Annotated in this window: 22 protein-coding genes; 17 read left to right on the forward strand and 5 right to left on the reverse strand. The window is 71.1% G+C overall.

Features of this window, described 5'->3' with window-relative positions; translation table 11 throughout:
* Positions 1-57 precede the first annotated feature (57 nt).
* Entirely contained in the window at positions 58-606 is a 549-nt protein-coding gene (locus K377_RS07740; RefSeq protein WP_111662432.1) for a DinB family protein, read from the forward strand.
* Between the two features lie 33 nt (positions 607-639).
* Positions 640-978: a lysine transporter LysE gene (locus tag K377_RS07745; protein ID WP_111662433.1), complete on the forward strand. Its 339-nt coding sequence runs from the start codon at positions 640-642 to the stop codon at positions 976-978.
* 783 nt (positions 979-1,761) lie between these two features.
* Here the strand turns inward: K377_RS07745 and acnA are convergent.
* Entirely contained in the window at positions 1,762-4,476 is a 2,715-nt protein-coding gene (gene acnA, locus K377_RS07755; RefSeq protein ID WP_111662669.1) for an aconitate hydratase AcnA, read from the reverse strand.
* A 331-nt stretch (positions 4,477-4,807) separates the two neighbouring features.
* Between acnA and K377_RS07760 the strand changes: the two genes are divergently transcribed.
* The 7 genes from K377_RS07760 (at position 4,808) to K377_RS07790 (ending at position 10,845) form a co-directional block, all read left to right on the forward strand.
* The gene (locus K377_RS07760) at positions 4,808-5,248 is read left to right on the forward strand and encodes a MarR family winged helix-turn-helix transcriptional regulator (protein ID WP_111662434.1); all 441 of its coding nucleotides are present in this window, start codon (positions 4,808-4,810) and stop codon (positions 5,246-5,248) included.
* Positions 5,249-5,280: 32 nt separating this feature from the next.
* The gene (locus K377_RS07765; RefSeq protein WP_111662435.1) at positions 5,281-7,038 is read left to right on the forward strand and encodes an MFS transporter; all 1,758 of its coding nucleotides are present in this window, start codon (positions 5,281-5,283) and stop codon (positions 7,036-7,038) included.
* 8 nt (positions 7,039-7,046) lie between these two features.
* Entirely contained in the window at positions 7,047-7,610 is a 564-nt protein-coding gene (locus K377_RS07770; protein ID WP_111662436.1) for an isochorismatase family protein, read from the forward strand.
* On the forward strand, positions 7,607-8,167 hold the full coding sequence (locus tag K377_RS07775) for a YbhB/YbcL family Raf kinase inhibitor-like protein (protein WP_111662437.1): 561 nt from the start codon (positions 7,607-7,609) through the stop codon (positions 8,165-8,167). The genes K377_RS07770 and K377_RS07775 overlap by 4 nt, the downstream gene beginning before the upstream one ends.
* 66 nt (positions 8,168-8,233) lie before the next feature.
* Positions 8,234-8,989 carry an MBL fold metallo-hydrolase gene (locus K377_RS07780; protein ID WP_111662438.1) on the forward strand — a complete coding sequence of 252 codons (756 nt, stop codon included), beginning with the start codon at positions 8,234-8,236 and terminating at the stop codon, positions 8,987-8,989.
* 58 nt (positions 8,990-9,047) lie between these two features.
* Positions 9,048-9,251, forward strand: a complete 204-nt coding sequence (locus tag K377_RS07785) for a DUF4236 domain-containing protein (RefSeq protein WP_111662439.1) — start codon at positions 9,048-9,050, stop codon at positions 9,249-9,251.
* 64 nt (positions 9,252-9,315) lie between these two features.
* A complete protein-coding gene (locus K377_RS07790; protein WP_111662440.1) occupies positions 9,316-10,845 on the forward strand; it encodes a UDP-N-acetylglucosamine 1-carboxyvinyltransferase in 1,530 nt (509 codons plus the stop codon).
* Positions 10,846-10,893: 48 nt separating this feature from the next.
* Here the strand turns inward: K377_RS07790 and K377_RS07795 are convergent, their stop codons facing one another.
* Positions 10,894-11,373, reverse strand: coding sequence for an SRPBCC family protein (locus tag K377_RS07795; RefSeq protein WP_111662441.1), 480 nt, complete (start codon positions 11,371-11,373; stop codon positions 10,894-10,896).
* A gap of 140 nt (positions 11,374-11,513) precedes the next feature.
* On the opposite strand from K377_RS07795, the gene K377_RS07800 reads away from it, so the two are divergent.
* Together K377_RS07800 and K377_RS07805 are read left to right on the forward strand one after the other, a co-directional pair.
* Entirely contained in the window at positions 11,514-12,926 is a 1,413-nt protein-coding gene (locus K377_RS07800) for a beta-propeller fold lactonase family protein (protein ID WP_237551818.1), read from the forward strand.
* Positions 12,927-13,096: 170 nt separating this feature from the next.
* Complete coding sequence (locus tag K377_RS07805; RefSeq protein ID WP_111662670.1) at positions 13,097-14,812, forward strand: chloride channel protein; 1,716 nt, start codon at positions 13,097-13,099, stop codon at positions 14,810-14,812.
* A gap of 18 nt (positions 14,813-14,830) precedes the next feature.
* Here K377_RS07805 and K377_RS07810 read toward each other — a convergent pair whose 3' ends face one another.
* Positions 14,831-15,364 (reverse strand): MarR family winged helix-turn-helix transcriptional regulator, encoded by a 534-nt coding sequence (locus K377_RS07810; RefSeq protein ID WP_111662443.1) that lies wholly within the window; start codon positions 15,362-15,364, stop codon positions 14,831-14,833.
* A 153-nt stretch (positions 15,365-15,517) separates the two neighbouring features.
* Between K377_RS07810 and K377_RS07815 the strand changes: the two genes are divergently transcribed.
* Entirely contained in the window at positions 15,518-16,516 is a 999-nt protein-coding gene (locus K377_RS07815) for a GlxA family transcriptional regulator (RefSeq protein WP_258394992.1), read from the forward strand.
* A gap of 9 nt (positions 16,517-16,525) precedes the next feature.
* Here the strand turns inward: K377_RS07815 and K377_RS07820 are convergent, their stop codons facing one another.
* Together K377_RS07820 and K377_RS07825 are read right to left on the reverse strand one after the other, a co-directional pair.
* The gene (locus K377_RS07820) at positions 16,526-16,930 is read right to left on the reverse strand and encodes a RidA family protein (RefSeq protein WP_111662445.1); all 405 of its coding nucleotides are present in this window, start codon (positions 16,928-16,930) and stop codon (positions 16,526-16,528) included.
* On the reverse strand, positions 16,927-18,138 hold the full coding sequence (locus K377_RS07825; protein WP_111662446.1) for an acyl-CoA dehydrogenase family protein: 1,212 nt from the start codon (positions 18,136-18,138) through the stop codon (positions 16,927-16,929). Before K377_RS07825 ends, K377_RS07820 begins: the two co-directional genes overlap by 4 nt.
* A gap of 82 nt (positions 18,139-18,220) precedes the next feature.
* On the opposite strand from K377_RS07825, the gene K377_RS07830 reads away from it, so the two are divergent.
* The 5 genes from K377_RS07830 (at position 18,221) to K377_RS07850 (ending at position 23,345) form a co-directional block, all read left to right on the forward strand.
* A complete protein-coding gene (locus K377_RS07830; protein ID WP_111662447.1) occupies positions 18,221-19,870 on the forward strand; it encodes an AMP-binding protein in 1,650 nt (549 codons plus the stop codon).
* A 4-nt stretch (positions 19,871-19,874) separates the two neighbouring features.
* Positions 19,875-20,684: a PaaX family transcriptional regulator C-terminal domain-containing protein gene (locus K377_RS07835; protein WP_111662448.1), complete on the forward strand. Its 810-nt coding sequence runs from the start codon at positions 19,875-19,877 to the stop codon at positions 20,682-20,684.
* A gap of 131 nt (positions 20,685-20,815) precedes the next feature.
* Positions 20,816-21,715: a sulfotransferase gene (locus tag K377_RS07840; protein ID WP_161195150.1), complete on the forward strand. Its 900-nt coding sequence runs from the start codon at positions 20,816-20,818 to the stop codon at positions 21,713-21,715.
* On the forward strand, positions 21,712-22,125 hold the full coding sequence (locus tag K377_RS07845; protein ID WP_111662450.1) for a hypothetical protein: 414 nt from the start codon (positions 21,712-21,714) through the stop codon (positions 22,123-22,125). Before K377_RS07840 ends, K377_RS07845 begins: the two co-directional genes overlap by 4 nt.
* The gene (locus tag K377_RS07850; RefSeq protein ID WP_111662451.1) at positions 22,122-23,345 is read left to right on the forward strand and encodes a glycosyltransferase family 4 protein; all 1,224 of its coding nucleotides are present in this window, start codon (positions 22,122-22,124) and stop codon (positions 23,343-23,345) included. The genes K377_RS07845 and K377_RS07850 overlap by 4 nt, the downstream gene beginning before the upstream one ends.
* Positions 23,346-23,412 lie beyond the last annotated feature (67 nt).

Below are 23,412 nucleotides of genomic sequence, written 5' to 3' on the forward strand. Positions count from 1 at the left end.
GACGCGAGACCGCACCGCACCTCCACGCGCCGCATTTCCCATGACATCCTGCGACACATGATCGAACGCTGGACAGAGGCCACCGTCTACCCCGACATGTGGACCGACCCGGACAACGACCCGCGCGACAACGACAACGCGCCGGAAGGCGAACGGGCCACTCTTGACGACTTCCTGACGGGCTATCGGATCACCCTGCGCATGAAGTGCGAGGGCCTGGACCCGGAGCAACTGGCCACCCGCTCGGTCCCGCCGTCGACGATGTCCCTGCTCGGCCTGATCCGGCACCTCGCCGAGGTGGAACGCGACTGGCGCACCTGGCTGACCCTGGACGAACCGCTGCCGAAGCTCTACGGCCCGAAGGACGCCGACTTCCACGGCGCCGTACCCGAACAGGCGGTGGTCGACGCCGCCTACGCCGACCTGGAACGGGAACAGGCGGAGACGGACGCGGCGCTGGCCGAGTTCAAGGACCTGGGCGAACACGTCGGCCGGGACAACGTCGCGATCCGCGAACTCATGGTCCACCGCATCGACGAGTACGCCCGCCACTGCGGCCACGCGGATCTGCTGCGCGAGCGGGTCGACGGCCGGGTGGGTCAGTAACGGCGGAGAGCCGGAGGGGGCGGGGGAACGGGCATGCGCGTAGAAAGATTCTGGAAGAGCCTCGGAGAGTTCCTGAGCGAGACCGTGGGGGAGGCGCTGGCCGAGCTGGTACTCACGATGCTCGCGTGCGCGCTACTGGCAGCCCTGGTGGGAATCGCGTACCTGAGCTGGTCGTTCAGCCCGCGCGGCACACTCGCCGGGGCCGGCGTGTTCGGCCTGCTGCTCGCCCATGGCGCGTGGCACCTGCACCGGAAGTCCGTCAAGAAACGCGGCCGCCGTGTCCTCCCCACCATCACCACCACCCTCTTCATGGTGACCGCCTGCACGGCCGCCTTCCTGCTGTTCTACGCGTCCGGCTGCGGGTGCGCCTGACCGCTTCTCGCGATAGCGGGCCACAGCCCAGGCGGCCGCCGAGACCGGGACGACGGGCCAGAGCACTGTCCAGACCACGGGCCACCACGAGGGAAGACGCTCGGCGAGGGTCAGATCGAGTGCCGAGGCCACCATCGCCGCTCCCAGGCTGGTGCAGAGCAGCCGGCCGGAGACGCGGGTCCCGCGGCTGCCGCGGAGAGTGGTGTGATCGGTGTGCACAGGTGCTCCTGCGTTCAGCGCCGCGACAGAGGGGCGGCGGGGCGAGGGCCTGGCGAGGTGGGGCACGCACGGCTGGGACCTGCGTGGGGGCAGGTGAACAGGTGGTGGGGCGGAGTCAGTGTGCGCGCCCGGGTGTGATCCGGCCAGCACGTTCTACGCGCGTACCAGGTGCGGGAGTCAACTTTCCCCACTACCTCAACAGGGGCACGACCACGCAAAACAGGTCACCATCACGGACAAAACCCGCATATGACCGGTCTGGACCTGACGCAATCTGAACCCTTGCCCGACTCATTTCGCCTCGGCAGTCGAGGAGTTGAGCATTTTCAGCCATATTTTGCAGCCTGAATTCCAAGTTGCATCATGGAAACTGTTGCTTGAGGCGAGTAAAAGCGGTCATCCAGGGTGAATGCCCCCTGATGCGGAGGGGCTTGTTCCTGCCCGTGTGGGACCCGCCTTCGGGGGCATGGCGGGCGACTCGTGTGCTTGGTCTTGGCAGTCCGACAAAAGGGGCCGCGCCCCGGGCAATCCCGGGACGCGGCCCCAACTACTGCATCCTGCCGCTTAGTTGCGGATCAGGTTGCGCAGCACGTACTGCATGATGCCGCCGTTGCGGTAGTAGTCCGCCTCGCCGGGGGTGTCGATGCGGACGACCGCGTCGAACTCCACGCCGGTGTCGGTCGTGACCTTCACCGTGCTCGGGGTCGAGCCGTTGTTCAGCTCCTCGACGCCGGTGAAGGAGAAGGTCTCCTCGCCGGTGAGGCCGAGGGAGTCGGCGTTCTGGCCCTCCGGGAACTGGAGCGGCAGGACGCCCATGCCGATGAGGTTCGAGCGGTGGATGCGCTCGTACGACTCGGTGATGACGGCCTTGACGCCGAGGAGCGCGGTGCCCTTGGCGGCCCAGTCGCGGGACGAGCCGGAGCCGTACTCCTTGCCGCCCAGGATGACCAGCGGGGTGCCCTGGTCGATGTAGTTGCGCGACGCGTCGTAGATGAAGGAGACGGGGGCGTCCTCCTTCGTGAAGTCGCGGGTGTAGCCGCCCTCGGTGCCCGGCGCGAGCTGGTTGCGCAGGCGGATGTTGGCGAACGTGCCGCGGATCATGACCTCGTGGTTACCACGGCGCGAGCCGTAGGAGTTGAAGTCACGACGCTCCACACCGTGCTCGGTGAGGTACTTGCCGGCCGGGGTGTCGGCCTTGATGGCACCCGCCGGGGAGATGTGGTCGGTGGTGACCGAGTCGCCCAGCTTGGCCAGGACGCGGGCGCCCGTGATGTCGGAGACCGGGGTGGTCTCCATCGTCATGCCCTCGAAGTACGGGGGCTTGCGGACGTAGGTGGACTCGGTGTCCCACTCGAAGGTGTTGCCGGTCGGGATCGGCAGCGCCTGCCACTGGGCGTCGCCCGCGAAGACGTCGGAGTAGGACTTGTTGAACATGTCCTCGCCGATCGAGTTGGCGACGACGTCGTTGACCTCGGCCTCGGTCGGCCAGATGTCGGCCAGGTGGACGGGCTTGCCGTCCTGGTCGACGCCGAGCGCGTCCTTGGTGATGTCGACCTTCATCGAACCGGCGATGGCGTACGCGACGACCAGCGGCGGGGACGCCAGGTAGTTCATCTTGACGTCGGGGTTGATGCGGCCCTCGAAGTTCCGGTTGCCGGAGAGGACCGAGGTGACGGCGAGGTCGTGGTCGTTGACGGCCTTCGAGACCTCCTCGGGCAGCGGGCCCGAGTTGCCGATGCAGGTGGTGCAGCCGTAGCCGACGAGGTTGAAGCCGACCTTGTCCAGGTACGGGGTGAGACCCGACTTGTCGAAGTAGTCGGTGACGACCTTCGAGCCCGGGGCGAGGGTGGTCTTGACCCACGGCTTGCGGGTCAGGCCCTTCTCCACGGCCTTCTTCGCGACGAGGGCGGCGGCCACCATCACGTAAGGGTTCGAGGTGTTGGTGCAGGAGGTGATCGCGGCGACGGTGACGGCGCCGTGGTCCAGCTCGTACGTGGTGCCGTCGGGGGCGGTCACGGTGACCGGGTTCGACGGGACGCCGTTGGAGACGGCCGGGGCGTCGGAGGCCGGGAAGGACTCCTTGCCCGCCTCGGAGTCGTCCGAGACGTAGTTGCGCACGTCCTGGGCGAACTGCTGCGACGCGTTCGCGAGGACGATGCGGTCCTGCGGGCGCTTCGGGCCGGCGATGGACGGGACGACCGTGGAGAGGTCGAGCTCCAGCTTCTCGGAGAAGTCGGGCTCGGCGGCCGGGTCCAGCCAGAGGCCCTGCTCCTTGGCGTACGCCTCGACGAGCGCGACCTGCTGGGCGTCACGGCCGGTCAGGCGCAGGTAGTTCAGGGTCTCGTCGTCGATCGGGAAGATCGCGGCGGTGGAGCCGAACTCCGGCGACATGTTGCCGATGGTGGCGCGGTTCGCGAGGGAGGTGGCGGCGACGCCCTCACCGTAGAACTCGACGAACTTGCCGACGACGCCGTGCTTGCGCAGCATCTCGGTGATCGTCAGCACAAGGTCGGTGGCGGTGGTGCCGGCCGGGAGCTCGCCGGTCAGCTTGAAGCCGACGACGCGCGGGATCAGCATGGAGACCGGCTGGCCGAGCATGGCGGCCTCGGCCTCGATGCCGCCGACGCCCCAGCCGAGCACGCCCAGGCCGTTGACCATCGTGGTGTGCGAGTCGGTGCCGACCAGGGTGTCCGGGTAGGCCTGGCCATTACGGACCATGACCGTGCGGGCCAGCTTCTCGATGTTCACCTGGTGCACGATGCCGGTGCCCGGCGGGACGACCTTGAAGTCGTCGAACGCGGTCTGGCCCCAGCGCAGGAACTGGTAGCGCTCGCGGTTGCGGCCGTACTCCAGCTCGACGTTCTGGCCGAAGGCGTCCTTCGTGCCGAACTTGTCGGCGATGACGGAGTGGTCGATGACCAGCTCGGCCGGGGAGAGCGGGTTGACCTTCGCGGGGTCGCCGCCCAGCTCCTTCACGGCCTCACGCATGGTGGCCAGGTCCACGACGCAGGGCACGCCGGTGAAGTCCTGCATGATCACGCGGGCCGGCGTGAACTGGATCTCCTGCGAGGGCTGCGCCTGGGAGTCCCAGTTGCCGAGCGCACGGATGTGGTCGGCGGTGATGTTCGCGCCGTCCTCGGTGCGGAGCAGGTTCTCCAGAAGGACCTTGAGGCTGTAGGGAAGGCGAGCAGAGCCCTCGACCTTGTCCAGCCTGAAGATCTCGTACGACTCGTCGCCCACGCTGAGCGTGCTGCGGGCGTCGAAGCTGTTCGCCGACACGACAGTCTCCTTCATATATGTGCGCGTTCCACCGCATCCTGCCGCCACGACGGGTCGCCAATCCGCTAAGGTAAGGCTAAGTTAGGTAACCCTTACCGTCCGGACTCGACAGTCGGCGCGCGGCTGCGTGCGCCTCGGCAGATATCTCGATGTCGAGATAACTCTAATACATCACCCGTCGGTGCCATCAAGCGGTGCCGTGCGGGGTTCACCGATGCGCGTACCCACGTACGACCTCTCCATCGTCGTACGGGGTTCAGGGCTCCACCAGTGCTGAAAGTACCGACCTCCGTCGATTTACTAAGGCAGCCTTATCAATTAGCCTTAGTGTATGAACCAAGAGCCGGACCCCGAGGCGGTCGCCTCCGCCCTCCTCGCGAGCGTCAGCGTGCTGGTGCGGCGCGTGCGCCAGGTGCCTGTCGAGAGCGGGCTGACGATGCCGCAGCGCACCGCGCTGTCCCGGCTGGAGCGGCTGGGCCCCACCACCTCGTCGGCGCTCGCCCGCGAGGTGCAGATCACCGCGCAGGCCATGGGCGCGACGCTCGGCGTGCTGCGCGAGCGCGGCCTCGTCGAGCGCAGCCGGGACCCGGAGGACGGCCGCCGGATGGTCCTCTCCGTGACGGAGGCCGGGCGCCGGGCGCTCGCGGACAAGCGCAACGAGCGGGTCGAGATGCTCGGGCGGGTGCTCGGCTCCGACGCCTTCAGTGCGGCCGAGCTGGCTCAGCTCCAGGCCGTGGCGCCGCTGGTCGAGCGGCTGGCCGAGCGGCTCTGAAGGCCCTGATCCTCCTGACGGAAAGCAGGCTGATGGCGAAATCCGGAGGGACGCTCATAGCCGGGCGCGTCCCCGACGAGCGGTACAAGTGGACGGCACTGACCAATACGACCGCCGCGGTCTTCATGTCCGCGCTGGACGGCTCCATCGTCCTGATCGCCCTCCCGGCGATCTTCCGCGGCATCCATCTGGACCCGCTGGCGCCGGGCAACATCGCCTATCTGCTGTGGATGATCATGGGCTACCGGCTGGTCCAGGCCGTCCTGGTGGTCACGGTGGGCCGGCTCGGCGACATGTACGGGCGGGTGCGGATCTACAACAGCGGATTCGCGGTCTTCACCTTCGCCTCGATCCTGCTCTCCTTCGACCCGTTCGACGGCGGCCGGGGCGCGGTGTGGCTGATCGGCTGGCGGGTGCTCCAAGCCGTCGGCGGGTCGATGCTGACGGCGAACTCGGCGGCGATCCTCACCGACGCCTTCCCCGAGGAGCGGCGCGGCTTCGCGCTCGGCATCAACCAGGTGGCCGCCCTCGCGGGCATGTTCATCGGGCTGGTCCTCGGCGGGCTGCTCGCGGCCTGGGACTGGCGCGCGGTGTTCTGGGTGAACGTGCCCGTCGGGCTCTTCTTCACCGTGTGGGCGTACCGCACCCTGCGCGAGACCGGGCGGCACGGCGGCGGCCGGATCGACTGGTGGGGCAACATCACCTTCGGCGTCGGGCTGAGCGCCGCGCTGATCGGCATCACCTTCGGCCTCCAGCCCTACGGCGGTCACACCATGGGCTGGACGAACCCGCTGGTCCAGGCGCTTCTCCTGGGCGGGATCGCGCTGCTCGTCGCCTTCGTGGTCATCGAGCGGCGGATCGACGCGCCGATGATCCAGCCGGGGCTGTTCCGCAACCGCGCCTTCACCTTCGGCAATCTGGCGGGCCTCGCCATCTCCATCGGGCGCGGCGGACTCCAGTTCGTGCTGATCATCTGGCTCCAGGGCATCTGGCTCCCGCTGCACGGCTACGACTACGACGCCACTCCCCTGTGGGCGGGCATCTTCATGCTGCCGCTGACCGCGGGGTTCCTCGCGGCGGGCCCGGTCTCCGGGTATCTGTCGGACCGGTTCGGCTCGCGGGGCCTGGCCACGAGCGGCGCGCTGCTCTTCGGCGCCAGCTTCCTCGGCCTGATGGCACTGCCCATCGACTTCAGCTACTGGATCTTCGCGCTGCTCATCGCGCTCAACGGGATAGCGAGCGGCATGTTCGCCTCCCCCAACTCCTCCTCCATCATGGGCAGTGTCCCGGCCGAACTGCGCGGCGTCGCCTCCGGGATGCGCGCCACCTTCCAGAACTCCGGCACCGCCGTGTCGATCGGCGTGTTCTTCTCGCTGATGATCGCGGGGCTGGCCAACAGCCTCCCGCAGACCCTCACCACGGGCCTCCAGCAGCAGGGCGTCTCCGCGCACGTGGCCGCGCAGGTCGGTGAACTGCCGCCCGTGGCCTCCCTGTTCGCCGCCCAGCTGGGCGTCAACCCGGTGGAGAACCTGCTCAAGCCCAGCGGCGCCCTGCACCACCTCTCCCCGGCGCAGCAGCAGACGCTGACCGGCGGCGAGTTCTTCCCGCACCTGATCTCCGGGCCCTTCCACTCGGGCCTGGTCGTCGTCTTCGCGTTCGGCACGGTTCTCGCCCTGCTCGCCGCGCTGGCCTCGCTGCTGCGCGGGCCGGGCCGGGTCCGCGCACGAACGGCGTCCGGCACCTCCTCCCCCAGGACGCCGGCCCCGGCGTCCTCCCATCCCCAGGAGTAATCAGCACCATGGCACTCAGCACCGTCGACCCCACCCCCGCGCTGGTCGTGATCGACCTCCAGCAGGGCATCGCCCCGGCCGGATCTCCGTTCGACCCCGTCGTGGAGCGGTCGGCCCGGCTGGCCGACGCGTTCCGGCGGCACGGCCTGCCGGTGATCCTCGTCAACGTCAACGCTGTCGCGCCCGGCCGTACCGAGGCGGCGCGGGGAGTCCGGCCCGGCGCGGTCCTGCCCGACGGTTTCGCCGACCTGGTCGACGAACTCGGCGCGCAGCCGGGCGATCTGCGCGTCACCAAGCGGCGGCGCAGCGCGTTCCACGACACCGGGCTCGACACCCTGCTGCGCGACCACGGGGTCACCCAGGTCGTGCTGACCGGGGTCTCGACCGGTTCGGGCGTGGAGTCGACCGCGCGCTCGGCCGTCGACCACGGCTACCACGTCGTGCTCGCCACCGACGCGATGGACGACCCGGACGCCGTCATCCACGAGCACAGCGTGCGGCGCGTCTTCCCCAAGCTGGGCGAGACCGCCACCACGGACGAGATCATCGCGATGGTGGAGGCGACCCGATGACCCTGCTCGGCACGCTCCTGAAGAACCGCAAGGCGGACGAGGCGGACTCCGCCTGGCACCGGCCCGGCCTCCAGGCGCCGGACAATCTGACCCTGACCAGCCGGGACTTCACCGACGGCGCGCCTCTGCCGGCCCGGCATGCGGCGAAGAACGTCGGCGGTGAGAACGTCTCCCCGCACCTGACCTGGACCGCCCCGCCCGCCGGAACGGCCGGGCTGCTGCTCGTCATGGAGGACCTCGACGTCCCCACGCCCCGGCCCCTCACCCACTGCGTCGCCCTGCTCGACCCGTCCTGCACCGAGCTAAAGCCCGGCGCGCTCGACGCCGAGCGACCGGGGCCGGGCGTACGGCCGCTGCGCGCGAGCATCGGGCGGGGGTACCACGGCCCGGGCCCGATCAAGGGGCACGGTCCGCACCGGTACGTCTTCATGCTGTACGCGCTGTCCGCACCGCTCGACGAGTCGGCGCTCGGGGCCCGGCCACGGGCGCTGCTGGCGTCGGTCACGGGGCCGCTGCTCGGGCGGGGGCGGCTGACGGGGACGTACGAGCGCAGCTAGGGCCTGTCTCCTCGGCGGACGTGCCCCTCCGTGCTGGCCACGCCCCCGGTCCGATAGCGTCCCGCAATGGCCAGTGACCTCCGTCTCACCGTTCTCGGCAGCGCCACCCCGTACCCGGAAGCGGGGAATCCGTGCTCCGGGTATCTCGTCGAGGGCGGCGGGGCCAGACTCTGGGTGGACGCGGGCAGCGGGACGCTCGGGGCGTTGCAGCGGTACGCGCGGCTCGACGAGATCGACGCGGTGTGGATCTCCCATCAGCACGCCGACCACAGCGCCGACCTGCTCACCGCGTATTACGGGCTGCTGTACGCGGACATCCGCCGCGAGCGGCCGCTCCCGCTGTACGGGCCGCCGGGGATCGCCGACCGGCTCGCCGACTTCCTCACCACCGGCGACCGGCGCAGCCCCGTCGAGGACGCCTTCGACATACGGGAGCTGATCGACGGGCACGGCGCCCGGGTCGGCGCCCTCGACCTGGTCGCGCGCGAAGTGGCGCACGGGATGCCCGCGTTCGGCCTGCGCGTCGAGCACCGGGGACACTCACTCGTCTACTCGGGCGACAGCGCGCCCTGCGCCGCCCTGACCGACCTGGCGACCGGGTGCGGGACCCTGTTGTGCGAGGCGGACGGCGACTCGGCGGACGGGGTGCATCACGGCCCGGAGGATGCCGGGGAGACCGCTGCCGCGGCCGGCGCCGAACGGTTGATCGTGACGCACGTGGGGCGCGGGATCACTCCGGGGGACGCGGTGACGCGTGCGGCCTCGACGTTCGGGGGTCCGGTGGCGTACGCGGCGCCGGGCGCGGTGTTCCCCCTCGGCTGACGTCTGATCGGGCATCGGGCGGGTATCCGGTCGGCACCAGCCGGAAGGAGACAAGTCCATGCCCCTCACATTCCGCAAGAGTTTCCGCATCCTCCCCGGAGTGCGGCTCAACATCAACCGCAAGTCCTGGTCGATCACGACCGGGGGCGGCTCGCACGGACCGAAGCACACTCACAGCAGCACGGGCCGCCGTACGACCTCCATGGATCTGCCCGGCCCGTTCGGCTGGCGCAAGACGACCACCAAGCGCAAGGGCCACTGACGCGACGTCACTCCGATGGACCCCCCGAAATGCGTCATCTCATATCTGAGATAACGTTCACCTCATGGCAGACGACTACCTCGTACGCATCGGCAAGCTCATCCGCGACGCCCGCCAGCACCGGGGCTGGACGCAGACGCAGCTCGCCGAGGCGCTCGGCACCAGCCAGAGCGCCGTCAACCGGATCGAGCGCGGGAACCAGAACATCAGCCTTGAGATGATCGCCCGGATCGGCGAGGCCCTCGACAGCGAGATCGTGTCCCTCGGTTACGCGGGCCCGATGCATCTGCGCGTCGTCGGCGGGCGGCGTCTCTCGGGCTCGATCGACGTCAAGACGAGCAAGAACGCGTGCGTGGCGCTGCTGTGCGCGTCGCTGCTGAACGACGGGCGCACGGTGCTGCGCCGCGTGGCCCGGATCGAGGAGGTCTACCGGCTCCTCGAAGTCCTCAACTCCATCGGCGTGCGCACCCGTTGGATCAACGACGGCGTCGACCTGGAGATCGTGCCGCCGGCCGACCTCGACATGGCGGCCATCGACGAGACGGCGGCCCGCCGCACGCGCTCGATCATCATGTTCCTGGGCCCGCTGCTGCACCGCATGGACCGCTTCAAGCTGCCGTACGCGGGCGGATGCGACCTCGGCACCCGCACGATCGAGCCGCACATGATCGCGCTGCGCCGGTTCGGCCTCGACATCGCGGCGACCGAGGGGCTCTACCACGCCCAGGTGGCGAAGGACGTGTCCCCGGACCGCCCGATCGTGCTGACCGAGCGCGGCGACACCGTGACGGAGAACGCGCTGCTCGCTGCGGCCCGCCACGACGGCCGTACGGTCATCCGCAACGCGTCGTCGAACTACATGGTCCAGGACCTGTGCTTCTTCCTGGAGGCCCTGGGCGTCAAGGTCGAGGGCATCGGCACCACGACGCTGACCGTGCACGGCGTACCGAAGATCGACGTGGACGTCGACTACTCGCCGTCCGAGGACCCGGTCGAGGCGATGAGCCTGCTGGCCGCCGCGGTCGTCACGGAGTCCGAACTGACCGTGTGCCGCGTCCCGATCGAGTTCCTGGAGATCGAGCTCGCGGTCCTGGAGGAGATGGGCCTCGACCACGACCGCTCCGCGGAGTACGTCGCGGACAACGGCCGCACCCGCCTGGTCGACCTCACGGTCCGCCCCTCCAAGCTGGAGGCGCCGATCGACAAGATCCACCCGATGCCGTTCCCGGGCCTGAACATCGACAACGTCCCGTTCTTCGCGGCGATCGCGGCCTCGGCCCAGGGCAAGACCCTCATCCACGACTGGGTCTACGACAACCGCGCGATCTACCTGACGGACCTCAACCGCCTGGGCGGCAGCCTCCAGCTCCTCGACCCGCACCGGGTCCTGGTGGAGGGCCCGACGCGCTGGCGCGCGGCGGAGATGATGTGCCCGCCGGCCCTGCGCCCCGCGGTGGTCGTCCTGCTGGCGATGATGGCGGCGGAGGGCACCTCGGTCCTGCGCAACGTGTATGTGATCAACCGCGGTTACGAGGAGCTGGCCGAGCGGCTGAACTCGGTGGGGGCGCAGATCGAGACGTTCCGGGACATCTGAGCCCCCTCGCGGGATGCCGTCACAGAGACGGAGTCGGGCCGGGGCCCCTCACGACGGGGTCCCGGCCTTTTCGACGGTGCGGGCGAGAATGCCGAGCGTGGCGCGCAGACCCGCCTCCGGAATGATCGGGAAGATCCCCGCCTCGCGGTACCTCTCGTCGATCTGGCTCCAGTCGTAGTAGGACGTGACGAGGGTGCCGCCGTCGCGGGGTTCGAGGCGGTATCCGTAGAGGTGCCTGATGGGCGGCTGGACGGTGCCGGAGATCGTCCATTCCAGGAGCGCGTCCTGCTCGTACCGCGTGATGATGACGGTCACGTCGTACCGCCCCATGGGGAGATCGCCGAGCGCCTCGCGGTCCATGTGGACGACGAACTCGTCCCCCACCGCGCTCACGGGATCGCCCTCCGCCGACTGCAGCATCCCCGAGCTGTCGATACCGACGTGTCCCTGAGGGGAGCGCAGCACCTCGAAGACGGTGGACGGGGAGGCGGCGATCTGCCGGGTGACATCGAATCGTTCTGTCGTCATGCCTCACCCTTGCATGCGAGTTCGGCCGTATTCGGACAACAGTGAAGATTTGACGCCTGAGTTGTTGAGTGGGCGGGATGATTCCGGGACGTCGTCCGGCCCCGCTGTCGGGGCGCGGACAGGATGAAGGGGGAACTTCCTTGCTCCGTGCACTCTTCAGACCCGCCACGCTCTCCAGGTCCGCCGGCTCCTCGCGGCGGATGGTCTCTCTCGCCGTCGGCGGGACGCTGGCGCTGACCGGCGTCGCCGTGCTTCCCGGGGCCGCGACGGGCACGACGGCGTACGTGGCCAATTTCTACGGCGACTCCCTCTCGGTGGTCGACACGAGCACGAACACCGTCACCGGGAGCATCGCCGTCGGCAACAGTCCCGTCGGGGTGGCGGTCAGCCAGGCCGACGCGCACGCCTATGTGACCAACTTCGACGAGGGCACCGTCTCGGTGGTCGACACGGACAACGACACGGTCGGGGCGACCGTCGCCGTCGGCAGCAATCCGCTCGGCGTGGCCGTCACCCCGTCCGGTGCTTCCGCCTACGTCGCGAACAGCGGCGGGACCACGGTCTCGGTCATCGACACCGCGACCGACACGGTCAGCTCCACCATCACGGTCGGGAACGGGCCCAACGGCGTGGCGATCACCCCGTCGGGTGCCACCGCGTACGTCGCCAACAGCGACGGCGCCTCGGTGTCGGTCATCGACACCGCGACCGACACGGTGACCGCCACCGTCCCGGTCGGGTCGTCCCCCGCAGGTGTGGCGGTCAGCCCCTCGGGGAGCGTCGTCTACGTCGCCAACAGTGGCGCGAACACCGTCTCGGTCATCGACACCGCGACGGACACCGTCAGCTCCACCATCGCGGTCGGCGGCGCCCCGAACGGCGTCGCGTTCGACGCGTCGGGCACGCGGGCCTACGTCGCCGACCGGGGCAGCGACGACGTGAAGGTGATCGACACGGCGAGCGCGGCCGTGACGGCGACCGTGCCCGTCGGCGACGGCCCCGTCCGTGTCGCGGTCGCCCCGTCCGGCACGGCCGTCTACGCCACGAACGTGAACGACGGCACCGTCTCGGCGATCGACACCGGTACGCATCAAGTCACCGCCACGGTAGGGGGATTCGACGGGTCGTACGGCATCGCCTTCGCCGGCGCGCCGTCTCCGGCGCGGGCGGACATCGACGTCCGGCTCACCGCCCAGCCGCACCTGAACATCCTGGTGCCGTACCTCTCGTACACCCTCACCGCGCACAACACCGGTCCCCAGGAGGTCAGTTCGGCGACGCTCACCGCGAAGATCCCCGCGGGGACGAGGGCCACCAACCTCGCCTCGGGGTGCACCGCCTCCGGCACCACGGTCACCTGCGCGTACGGTGCCATCGCCGACGGTGCGAGCGTGAACAAGACGTTCCGGGTCCCGGTCAGCCTGCTGACGCTCGGCCCGGTCAAGGTCACCGGTCAGCGCACCGCCTCCGCGCCGAGCGATCCCGGCCCGGCCAACGACACGGCGTCCGTCACCTGCCACGCCGTCTCCGTCGTCCTCGTCACCTGCCCCTGACCCCTCCCTGACACCGGATCGGCGGCCCGACCGCGCGTGCGCGGTCGGGCCGCTTCGCTGCGCCCTTGACACATTTTGCATAATGCAAAAGTGAGGAAGGGGAAGAAGTGAGCGGAACACATACCGCCGGGCGCACCGGAGGCCCGGTGCGCGGCGGCCAGGGTTCGATGATGGTGATGGCCGTTCTGGTGGGGGCGGGAGCGGGCGTCGGCTCGATCGTCTTCCGCTGGTGCATCCAGACGTTCACCCGGTGGTTCTCGGGGCACGCCGACTACGCGGCGGCGCCCGGCAGCGGCAATCCGCACGTGCCGTGGCTGGGCCCGTTCTTCGTGCTGGTCGCGCCGGTCGTGGGCGGCCTGCTGTACGGGCCGCTGGTCAACCGGTTCGCGAAGGAGGCGCGCGGTCACGGCGTGCCCGAGGTGATGCTCGCCGTCGCCCAGCGCGGCGGCCGGATCAGCCCCAAGGTCGCGGTGGTCAAGACCCTCGCCTCGGCGCTGACGATCGGCTCGGGCGGCTCGGTGGGGCGCGAGGGGCCGATCGTGCAGATCGGCTCCGCGCTGGGTTCCACGCTCGGCCGCCTCGGCAGGCTGTCGGAGGACCGGCTGAAGCTCCTGGTGGCGTGCGGTGCGGCCGGAGGCATCGCGGCGACCTTCAACGCCCCGCTGGCGGGTGTGATCTTCGCGCTGGAGCTGATCCTGGCCGCGTTCAGCATCGAGGCGTTCGGGGCTGCGGTGCTCGCCAGCGTCACGGCGAGCGTCATCGGCCGCGCCGCGTTCGGCGACGTCGCCTTCCTCAGCCTGCCCGCCTTCCACGTCGACCACCTGGCCCAGTACGGGCTGTTCGCGCTGCTCGGCGTCGTCGCCGGGCTGGTCGGGGTGGTCTTCTCGCGTGTCCTGTACGCGATCGAGGACGCCTGCGACTGGCTCTGGCGCGGTCCGGAGTGGCTGCGCCCGGCGGTGGGCGGGCTCGCGCTCGGCCTGGTCCTGCTGGCCCTTCCGCAGATGTACGGCGTGGGGTACCCGGTCCTGGAGAACGCCACGGAGGGCACGTACGCGGTCGGGTTCCTGCTGGTCCTGCTCGTCGGCAAGATGATCGCCACGAGTCTGACCATCGGGATCGGCGGCTCGGGCGGGGTGTTCGCGCCGAGTCTGTTCATCGGGGCGATGCTGGGTGCCGCGTTCGGGGCCGTCGCGCACGGGCTGCTGCCCGGCTCGGCGGGTGCCGTGGGGGCGTACGCGCTCGTCGGCATGGGCGCGGTGTTCGCGGGGGCCGCGCGGGCGCCGCTCACCGCGGTGGTGATCCTCTTCGAGCTGACCGGCGAGTACTCGATCATCCTGCCGCTCATGCTGGCGATCGTGCTCGCCACCGCCGTCAGCCGCCTCGTGTCCCGGGACACGATCTACACCCTGAAGCTGCGCCGCCGCGGCATCGACCTGACCGGGCCCGCTCCGGGCGCCCGCCTGGGCAGCCAGCCGGTCTCCGCCGTCATGGAACCGCTGCCCGCGTCGCTGCCGGACACCACGGAACTCACCGAGGCGGCGGAGCTGTTGAGCCGCTCCGGGCACGGCGCGCTGCCCGTCCACGACCTCGCGCACGCGTACGTGGGCATCGTCACCGCCCGCGCCGTCGCGGAGGCCCTCGCCGAACAGCCCGACGGCGCGCCGGCCCGCGCGGGCGATCTGGCCGAGTCCGTACCCCGAGTCACCGTGGACCAGCGACTCGCCACGGCACTGCACACCCTGCTGTCCGCGACGGGCACCGGCCTGCCGGTCCTGGACCCCGACGACGGTGCACCGGTCGGCTGGCTGACCCACCAGGGAGCGCTGCGCGCGCTGCACGGCCCGGCGACGGCGAGCACACCCGAACCGGTTCCCGTACGGGGATGAGCGCGAGCCCCGGGCCGGTCAGACGCCGTGCCCCGACCGGGCGTCGGACCAGCCCAGCGGATGCAGTTCGGCGTCCGGCAGGTCGGGGACCCCGGGCTCACCGCCCGCCTCGTTGAACGCGTCCAGCGCCTCGACCAGACCGATGCGCTGCGCGGGCGCCATGCGGGCGACGATCGCGGCGATCTCCTGGCGGCGCCGCATCGTGACGTTCTCCACCGTCAGCCGGCCCTCGTCGGTGAGCGTCAGCAGGGTCTCGCGCCGATTGTCCGGGTTGGCCTGCCGGTCCGCCAGCCCGGCCGCGATCAGCCGGTCGACCATCCGCATCGCCGTCGACGGCGCCACCTGCAGCAGGTCGGCGAGCGCGACGAGCTTCGTGGCGCCGCGGGTCGAGAGCACCACCAGCATGCGGAACTGCGGCAGCGTCACGCGGTCCTCCACCTCGGCCAGGGACCGGGCGGAGACCGCGACGAGCAGCCGGGAGGCCGTCAGCACCGCACGCGTCACCGCGTCGACATCACCCAGGTCCCCGCCGGGGGCCTCCATCTCACCCATGTCCCCTTTCTACCGCGCTTCGCGGACCGGGGACTGCGCGGGCTGCGAGGACTGCCCCGGCTGCGGCACAGCCCCGCGTGTCCACAACGGCGTCTAACATGCAGATACCGACATGCCGAGGCCGGCATGCGGATCCGGGACGCGGGAGGAACTGTGGCGGAAGCGGCCGGGCGGCTGATCGTCGTCGTGCTCTTCGAGGGGGTCGACCTGCTCGACGTCACCGGTCCCCCGGAGGTGTTCTCGCTCGCCCTGCGCGAGACCGACGAGGCCGCGGGGTACGAGGTGGTGCTCGCCGCCCGGACCCTGGACCCGGTCACCACCAGCGCGGGGGTCCGCGTCCTGCCGGACCGCACCTTCGCCGAGGTCGCGGCCGGCGCCGTCGACACGCTCATCGTGCCCGGCGCCGTGGAGATCGACGCCGAACGCCGGGTGCGGCCCCTCGTCGATCCGGAGCTGGTCGACTGGGTGAAGGTGCTCGCCGCGCGGACGCACCGGGTCACCTCGGTGTGCGTGGGCGCGCATCTGCTGGCCGCGGCGGGGCTGCTCGACGGCAAGCGGGCCACCACGCACTGGTCGACGGCGCCCCAACTGGCCGCCGATCACCCGGCGGTGGAGGTCGACGCCGATCCGATCTTCATCCGCGAGGGCAATGTGTGGACCGGCGCGGGGATCAGCGCCTGCCTCGATCTGTCCCTCGCGCTGATCGCCGACGACCTCGGCGAGGCGGTCGCCCTGCGCGTCGCCCGCCAGCTCGTCATGTACCTCAAACGCCCCAGCGGGCAGAGCCAGTTCAGCGTGCCGCTGGAGCAGGTCTCCACCACGCGGCGCATCGAGGATCTGCGCCACCACATCCTGCGCCATGTCTCCGAGCCTCTGACGGTCGCCGACCTCGCCGCGTACGCGCATGTCAGCGACCGGCATCTGACCCGGCTGTTCAAGACGGAGCTGGGCACGACCCCGCACGCGTACATCGAGTCGGTGCGGGTGGAGAAGGCCCGGCACGAGCTGGAGTCGTCGGACGCCACGCTCGAACGGGTCGCGTCCGCCTGCGGGTTCGGGACGGTGGACACGCTGGTCCGGGCGTTCCGGCGGCGGGTCGGCACGACGCCGACGGAGTACCGGCGGCGGTTCCGGGTTCCGCAGGCTCTCTGAGGCGTGCCGTCAGGGGAGGACCGCGGTGCCGTCCAGTTCCACCAGGGCCTCCTCGTCCCAGAGCCGGGTGACACCGATCACCGCCATCGCCGGGTAGTCACGGCCCGCCAACTTCTGCCAGATGGCGCCGAGTTCGCGGGCGTGCGCGCGGTAGTCGGCCACGTCCGTCGCGTACACGGTGACGCGGGCGAGATCCGCGGGGGCGCCGCCCGCGTGGCGCAGCGCGGTGAGCAGGTTGGTGAGGGCGCGGGTGAACTGGGCCGGCAGGTCCTCCCCCACGATCTTGCCGTCCGTGTCCAGGGCCGTCTGCCCGGCGAGCAGGACGAGGCGGCCGCCCGAGGCGACGACGGCGTGCGAGAAGCCGGTGGGCGGGGAGAGCTCGGGCGGGTTCACCCGGTTCGGCTCACGGCTCATCGCGTTTCCTCCTTGTACAACTCACGGGCGATGATGGCGCGTTGGACCTCCGAGGCGCCCTCGTAGATCCGGGGCGCGCGCACCTCCCGGTACAGGTGCTCCAGGAGGTGGCCGCGGCGCAGGGCTCGCGCTCCGTGCAGCTGGACGGCCGTGTCGACGACGTGCTGGGCGGTCTCGGTGGCGAGGAGTTTGGCCATCGCGGCCCTGCGCGGTACGCCGTCGGCGCCTTCGTCGTACGCGGAGGCCGCCGCGTACACCATCAGGCGGGCGGACTCGACGCGCAGGGCCATGTCGGCGACCTGGTGGGCCACGGTCTGGAGGTCTTTCAGCGGGCCGCCGAACGCCTCGCGGCGGGCGGTGTGCGCGAGGGTCGCGTCGAGTGCGGCCTGGGCCATGCCGACGGCGAACGCGCCGACGCTGGGACGGAAGAGGTTGAGGGTGTTCATGGCCACGCGGAAGCCGGCGCCCGGTTCTCCGAGCACGTCGTCGGTGGTGACCGGGACGTCGTCGAAGGCGAGGGTGCCGATGGGGTGGGGGGAGAGCATGTCCAGGGGGGTGCCGGTCAGGCCGGGGCGGTCGGCGGGGACCAGGAACGCGGTGACGCCTCCGGCGCGGGTTCCCGGGTCTCCGGTGCGGGCGAAGACGGTGTAGAAGTCGGCTTCCGGGGCGTTCGAGATCCAGGTCTTCTCGCCGTTGAGCAGCCACTTCCGACGGGCGGTCGGGTGCGGGTCCCGTCGTGGCCGGTCGCGCCCCGCGGCGGAGCCGCTGATCGATACAGCCCCGGGCCCCTCACGGGGCGCCTCTTCTGTCGCCTGTAGAGCCAGGGCCGCCGCGTCCGAGCCCGCTCCCGGCTCGCTCAGGGCGAAGGCCGCCACCGCTCGGCCCGCGCGGACCTCCGGGAGCCAGCGGGTGCGCTGGACTTCGGTTCCGTGGGCGTGGACCGGGTGGGCGCCGAGGCCCTGGAGGGCCAGGGCCGTTTCCGCCTCCGTGGAGACCTGGGCCAGCGATTCGCGCATCAGGCACAGATCGAGCGCCCCGGACGTGAACAGCCGGTCCAGCAGGCCGAGTCGGCCCAGCTCGGCGACGAGGGGGCGGTTGACGCGGCCCGGTTCGCCCTTCTCCGCGAGGGGCGCCAGGTGCCGCCGGGCGAGGTCGCGCACCTCTGCGCGCCGGGCCCGCTGACCGGGGTCGAGCGAGAAGTTGCCCATGCATCCACCGTATCGCGCACCGTTGACTGTCGTCACCATCACGCTACGGTGGGACCACGCGACGGCAAGGGGGCACCCGGCCATGACCCATCCGCCCGGCTCACTTCTCCCCTCGGGGCACGTCGACACCTTCGCGCGCGACCAGCTGCCGCCCCCCGAGCAGTGGCCGGGCCTCCTCCTCGACCGGCCCGAGCTGCGCTATCCCGATGTCCTGAACTGCGGCGCCGAGCTGCTCGACGCGACCGTGGAGCGGTTCGGCGCGGACCGTCCGGCCTTCCACTCCCCCGGCCGACTCCCCTGGTCGTACGGCGAGTTGAAGGCGACCGTCGACCGCATCGCGCACGTGCTCACCGACGATCTGGGCGTCGTCCCCGGCAACCGCGTCCTGCTGCGCGGCCCCACCACCCCGCACCTCGCGGCCTGTTGGCTCGCCGTGATGAAGGCGGGCGGCGTCGCGGTGACGGTGCTCGCGCAGGCGCGGGCGGCCGAGCTGGCCACGATGTGCGAGATCGCACAGGTCCGGCACGCGCTGTGCGACGCGCGGTCCGTCGACGATCTGGTGAAGGCGGAGGTTGCGGGGCTGCGGATCACGACGTTCGGCGGGGACGGGCCCGACGACCTGCTGCGCCGCGGCGCCACGAAACCGTCCGCGTACGAGGCCGTGCGCACCTCCGCCGACGATGTCGCGCTGATCGCCTTCACCTCCGGTACGACCGGGCGGCCCAAAGGGTGTCTGCATTTCCACCGGGACGTGCTCGCGATCGCCGACACCTTCTCCCAGCACGTCCTCGCGCCCACCCCGGACGACGTCTTCGCGGGCAGCCCGCCGCTCGGCTTCACCTTCGGGCTCGGCGGGCTCGTGATCTTCCCGCTGCGGGCCGGGGCCTCGGCCCTGCTCCTCGAACAGGCGGGTCCGGCGCGGCTGTTGAGCGCCGTGCCCGAGCACCGGGTGTCGGTGCTCTTCACCGCGCCGACGGCCTACCGGGCCATGCTCGCCGATCCATCCTGGTCCTCGTACGACCTCACCTCGCTGCGTCGCTGCGTCTCGGCCGGGGAGAATCTGCCCGCCGCCACCTGGCACGCCTGGCAGGAGGCGACGGGGCTGCGGATCATCAACGGCATCGGCGCCACCGAACTCCTGCACATCTTCATCTCGGCCGCCGACGCGGCCGTCCGGCCCGGCACGACCGGGGTGCCGGTGCCGGGGTGGGAGGCGCGCGTGGTCGACGAGGCGGGCCGGAGTCTGCCGGACGGGGAGCCGGGGCTGCTCGCCGTGCGCGGGCCGGTCGGCTGCCGGTATCTCGCCGACCCGCGGCAGAGCGTGTACGTGCGGCACGGCTGGAACATCACGGGCGACACGTACGTGCGTGAGCCCGACGGCTACTTCCGGTACGTGGCCCGCGCCGACGACATGATCATCTCCGCCGGGTACAACATCGCGGGCCCCGAGGTCGAGGACGCGCTGCTGCGCCACCCCGATGTGACGGAGGCGGCCGTCGTGGGCAGACCCGACGCCTCGCGCGGGCAGATCGCGGTGGCGTACGTGGTGCTGCGGGCGGGGGCGCGGCAGGACGCGGATGCCTTGAGGGAGTTCGTGAAGGCGGAGCTGGTGCCGTACAAGTGCCCGCGCGAGGTGGTGTTCCTGGACGCGCTGCCGCGCACGGCCACCGGGAAGCTCCAGCGGTTCCGGCTGCGCGCGCCCGGGAGCACCGGGTCCGGAACCGTACAGTGATCACGTGTCCGAGCAGACCCCGCATACGCCCCGGTCGTTGATCGTCACCCTGTACGGCGCCCACGGGCGCGGCTTCCCTGGGCCCGTCCCGGTCGCCGAGCTGATCCGGCTGCTCGGGGCGGCCGGGGTCGACGCGCCGTCAGTGCGCTCGGCGGTCTCCCGGCTGAAGCGGCGGGGCCTGCTGCTGCCCGCGCGCACGGCCGCAGGAGCCGCCGGTTACGCCCTGTCGGACGACGCCCGCCAGCTCCTCGACGACGGCGACCGCCGGGTGTACGGGGGCGCCACGGGCGAGACCGGCTGGGTGCTCGCGGTGTTCTCCGTCCCGGAGTCCGAGCGCGCCAAGCGGCACGTCCTGCGCTCCACGCTGGCCGGGCTCGGCTTCGGCACGGCGGCGCCCGGGGTGTGGCTCGCGCCCGCAGGGCTGTACGCGGAGGCCCGGCACACGCTGGAGCGGGCGGGCTGCGCCGGGTACGTCGAGCTGTTCACCGGCGAGCACCTGGGTTTCTCGGCGACGGCGGAGGCGGTGGCCCGCTGGTGGGACCTGGCGGCCCTGGCCAAGCTGCACGAGGCGTTCCTCGACGAGCACGGGCCGGTGCTGCGGGCCTGGGAGGCGCGCGAGGACACCCCGCCGAGGGAGGCGTACCGGGACCATCTGCTGGCCCTCGACTCCTGGCGGCACCTGCCGTACGCGGATCCGGGGCTGCCGCCCGAGCTGCTGCCCGCGCACTGGCCGGGGCTGCGCTCGGCGGTGGTGTTCCGGGCGCTGCACGAGCGGCTGCACACCGCCGCGGCCCGCTTCGTGCATGCGGCATGACGCGCTCCCCTGACCGTGAACGCTTCATGAACAGATGACCGTAGGTGATGCGTGTCACATGAAGGGGTGCTAAGGGAACCCTCAGGTTTCTCCGGCCCTCTTCTCAGAAAGCGCCTTTAGCGTCGGGCCGCATGAGTCTGATGCGCAAGATGAACCGGGCGCTCACCGCCACCACCGGCCTCCAGGTGCAGCGCGCACGGCGGACGGCGGCGCCGAAGGTGCCGGTGCAGCCCGCGAAGCCGGCCGCCGCGCCGGCCAAGCGGCCCACGCCCGCCTACTCGACCACCACCGACCCGGCCACGGACCGGCTGCTCACCAAGCCGGTCTTCATCATGTCGCCGGTGCGCTCGGGCTCGACCCTGCTGCGGATGCTCCTGAACGCGCACTCGCGGCTGCACTCCCCGCACGAGCTGCACATCCGCCGCCTGGAGGTCGGCTACGGCAGCAAGCTGTCGGAGCGGGCCATGGACGCCCTCGACCTCAGCCGCGGCGACCTGGAGCATCTGCTGTGGGACCGCGTCATGCACCGCGAACTCGTCAGGTCCGGCAAGGACTTCGTGGTGGAGAAGACGCCCAGCAACGCGTTCGTCTACCGGCGGATCCGCGACTGCTGGCCCGACGCCCGGTTCGTCTTCCTGCTGCGCCACCCCGTCTCCATCGCCCAGTCCTGGCACGAGGGCGACCCGGACAAGCGGACGTACGAGGAGGCGTGCGCGGACGCGTTGCGCTACATGAAGGCCGTCGACAACGCCCGCAAGGGCCTCACCGGCGGCCACACCGTGCGCTACGAGGACCTCACCGCCGACCCCGAGGGCAGGCTGCGCACGCTGTGCGACTTCCTCGGCATCGACTTCGAGCCGTCCATGCTGGAGTACGGCAAGCGCGACGGGACCCAGATCCAGAAGGGGCTCGGCGACTGGCGGGACAAGATCAGGACGGGCACCGTCCAGCAGGGCCGCGAGCTGCCGGAGGACGACGAGATCCCCGAGATCCTCAAGCCCATGTGCAAGGCCTGGGGGTACCTCAAGTGAAGCCCCACGCCGAGGTCGAGCAGGTGTGGCCGCGGGACGGGCGGATCCGGGTGACCGGCCGGCTGCTCGGCCTGGACGGGGCGCGGGAGCGCGCCTGGCGGCTCACCCTGACCCGCCGCTCGCGCACCGACCACGTCCTGCGCTGCGCCGCCGAAATGGACGGCGAGCGCTTCACGAGCGAGTTCGCGGTCGCCGAACTGGCCGCCTACGACGGCTCGTCGGACGTCGAGCAGTGGGACCTGCACCTGACGGACGGGACGCACAAGCTGCGCGTCGGCCGCAAGCTGGACGACATCCGCGGCAAGAAGGCGATCATGATCTATCCGGTGCAGCCGGTGCCGGGCGCGGACTTCGCGGTGCAGCCGTACTTCACGGTCGAGGACAACCTGTCCCTGGAGTGTCGCGCATGACGGCCCCGAAGACCGCGAAGAAGCCTCCCCGGATCCGCTATCTGCTGATGCACGCCTACGGGCGCGGCGGCACCATCCGCACCGTCTTCAACCAGGCGAACTCCCTGGTGGCGGCGGGCTGGGACGTCGAGATCGTGTGTGCGCTGCGCAACCGCGACGACCTCCAGTTCCCGCTCGACGAGCGGGTTCCCGTGACGACGCTCCTCGACGTGCGCGAAGGCCACCGTCCCGAACCGCAGGCGCCCGCACGCGGGTTCGCCGCGCGGGTGCGGCGCGCCCTGCGCGGCCGGCCGGCGGACCTCGACGGGCCCGGCACGGAGATCCCCGCCGGTGAGTTCGGCGCCCGGTACTTCACGCGCCGGGTCGAGCTCGCGCTCGCCGGCTATCTGCGGTCGCTGACCGACGGGGTGCTCGTCACCACGCGGCCCGCGCTGAACTTCCTGTCCGCCGCGCACGCCGTGAACGGCGTGGTGCGGGTGGCGCAGGAACACATGAACCACGGCACGCACAAGCCCGATGTGCAGCAGCGCATCGTCGAGACCTACGGCGCGTTCGCCGCCGTCGCCGTGCTGACCGAGCGGGACCGCGCCGAGTACGCCCGGCTGCTGCCCGGCACCCGTGTCGTGCGGATCCCGAACGCCGTGCACTCCCTCGACCAGGTCCCCTCCGGCCACGCGGCGCGGATCGTGGTCGCGGCCGGCCGGCTCTTCCCGCAGAAGGGCTTCGACCTGCTGATCCCCGCGTGGGCGAAGCTCGTCGAGGCCTACCCCGACTGGCAGTTGAGGATCTACGGCACCGGAGAGAAGAAGGCACAGCTGCGCGCCCTGATCGAGGAGCACCACCTCTACAACCACGTCTTCCTGATGGGGCACAGCGAACGGCTCGACGACGAACTCGCCAAGGCCAGTGTCTACGTGCTGAGTTCGCGCTTCGAGGGACTGCCGATGGTGATGATCGAGGCGATGGCGCACGCCCTGCCCGTGGTCTCCTTCGACTGCCCGACGGGCCCCTCCGACGTCCTCACGCACGGAGTCGACGGGCTGCTCGTCCCCGAGCAGGACCCGGACGCGCTCGCCGACGCGCTGAGCCGTCTCATGGCGGACCGCGAGCTGCGTACGGAGATGGGCACGGCGGCGCTGCTCACGGCGGCGGCCTACGGCCCGGACGCGGTGCACCCGCGCTGGGAGGCCCTGTTCTCCGAGCTGACCGGCGCGGGTTGAACCGACACCTCCAACTGACCACCCTCCATTGATGAGTTGCGGCACCGTCGGCGCCGCGGAAGGACTC

It is taken from the genome of Streptomyces sp. PsTaAH-137, assembly GCF_003259365.1.
GTDB lineage: Bacteria > Actinomycetota > Actinomycetes > Streptomycetales > Streptomycetaceae > Streptomyces.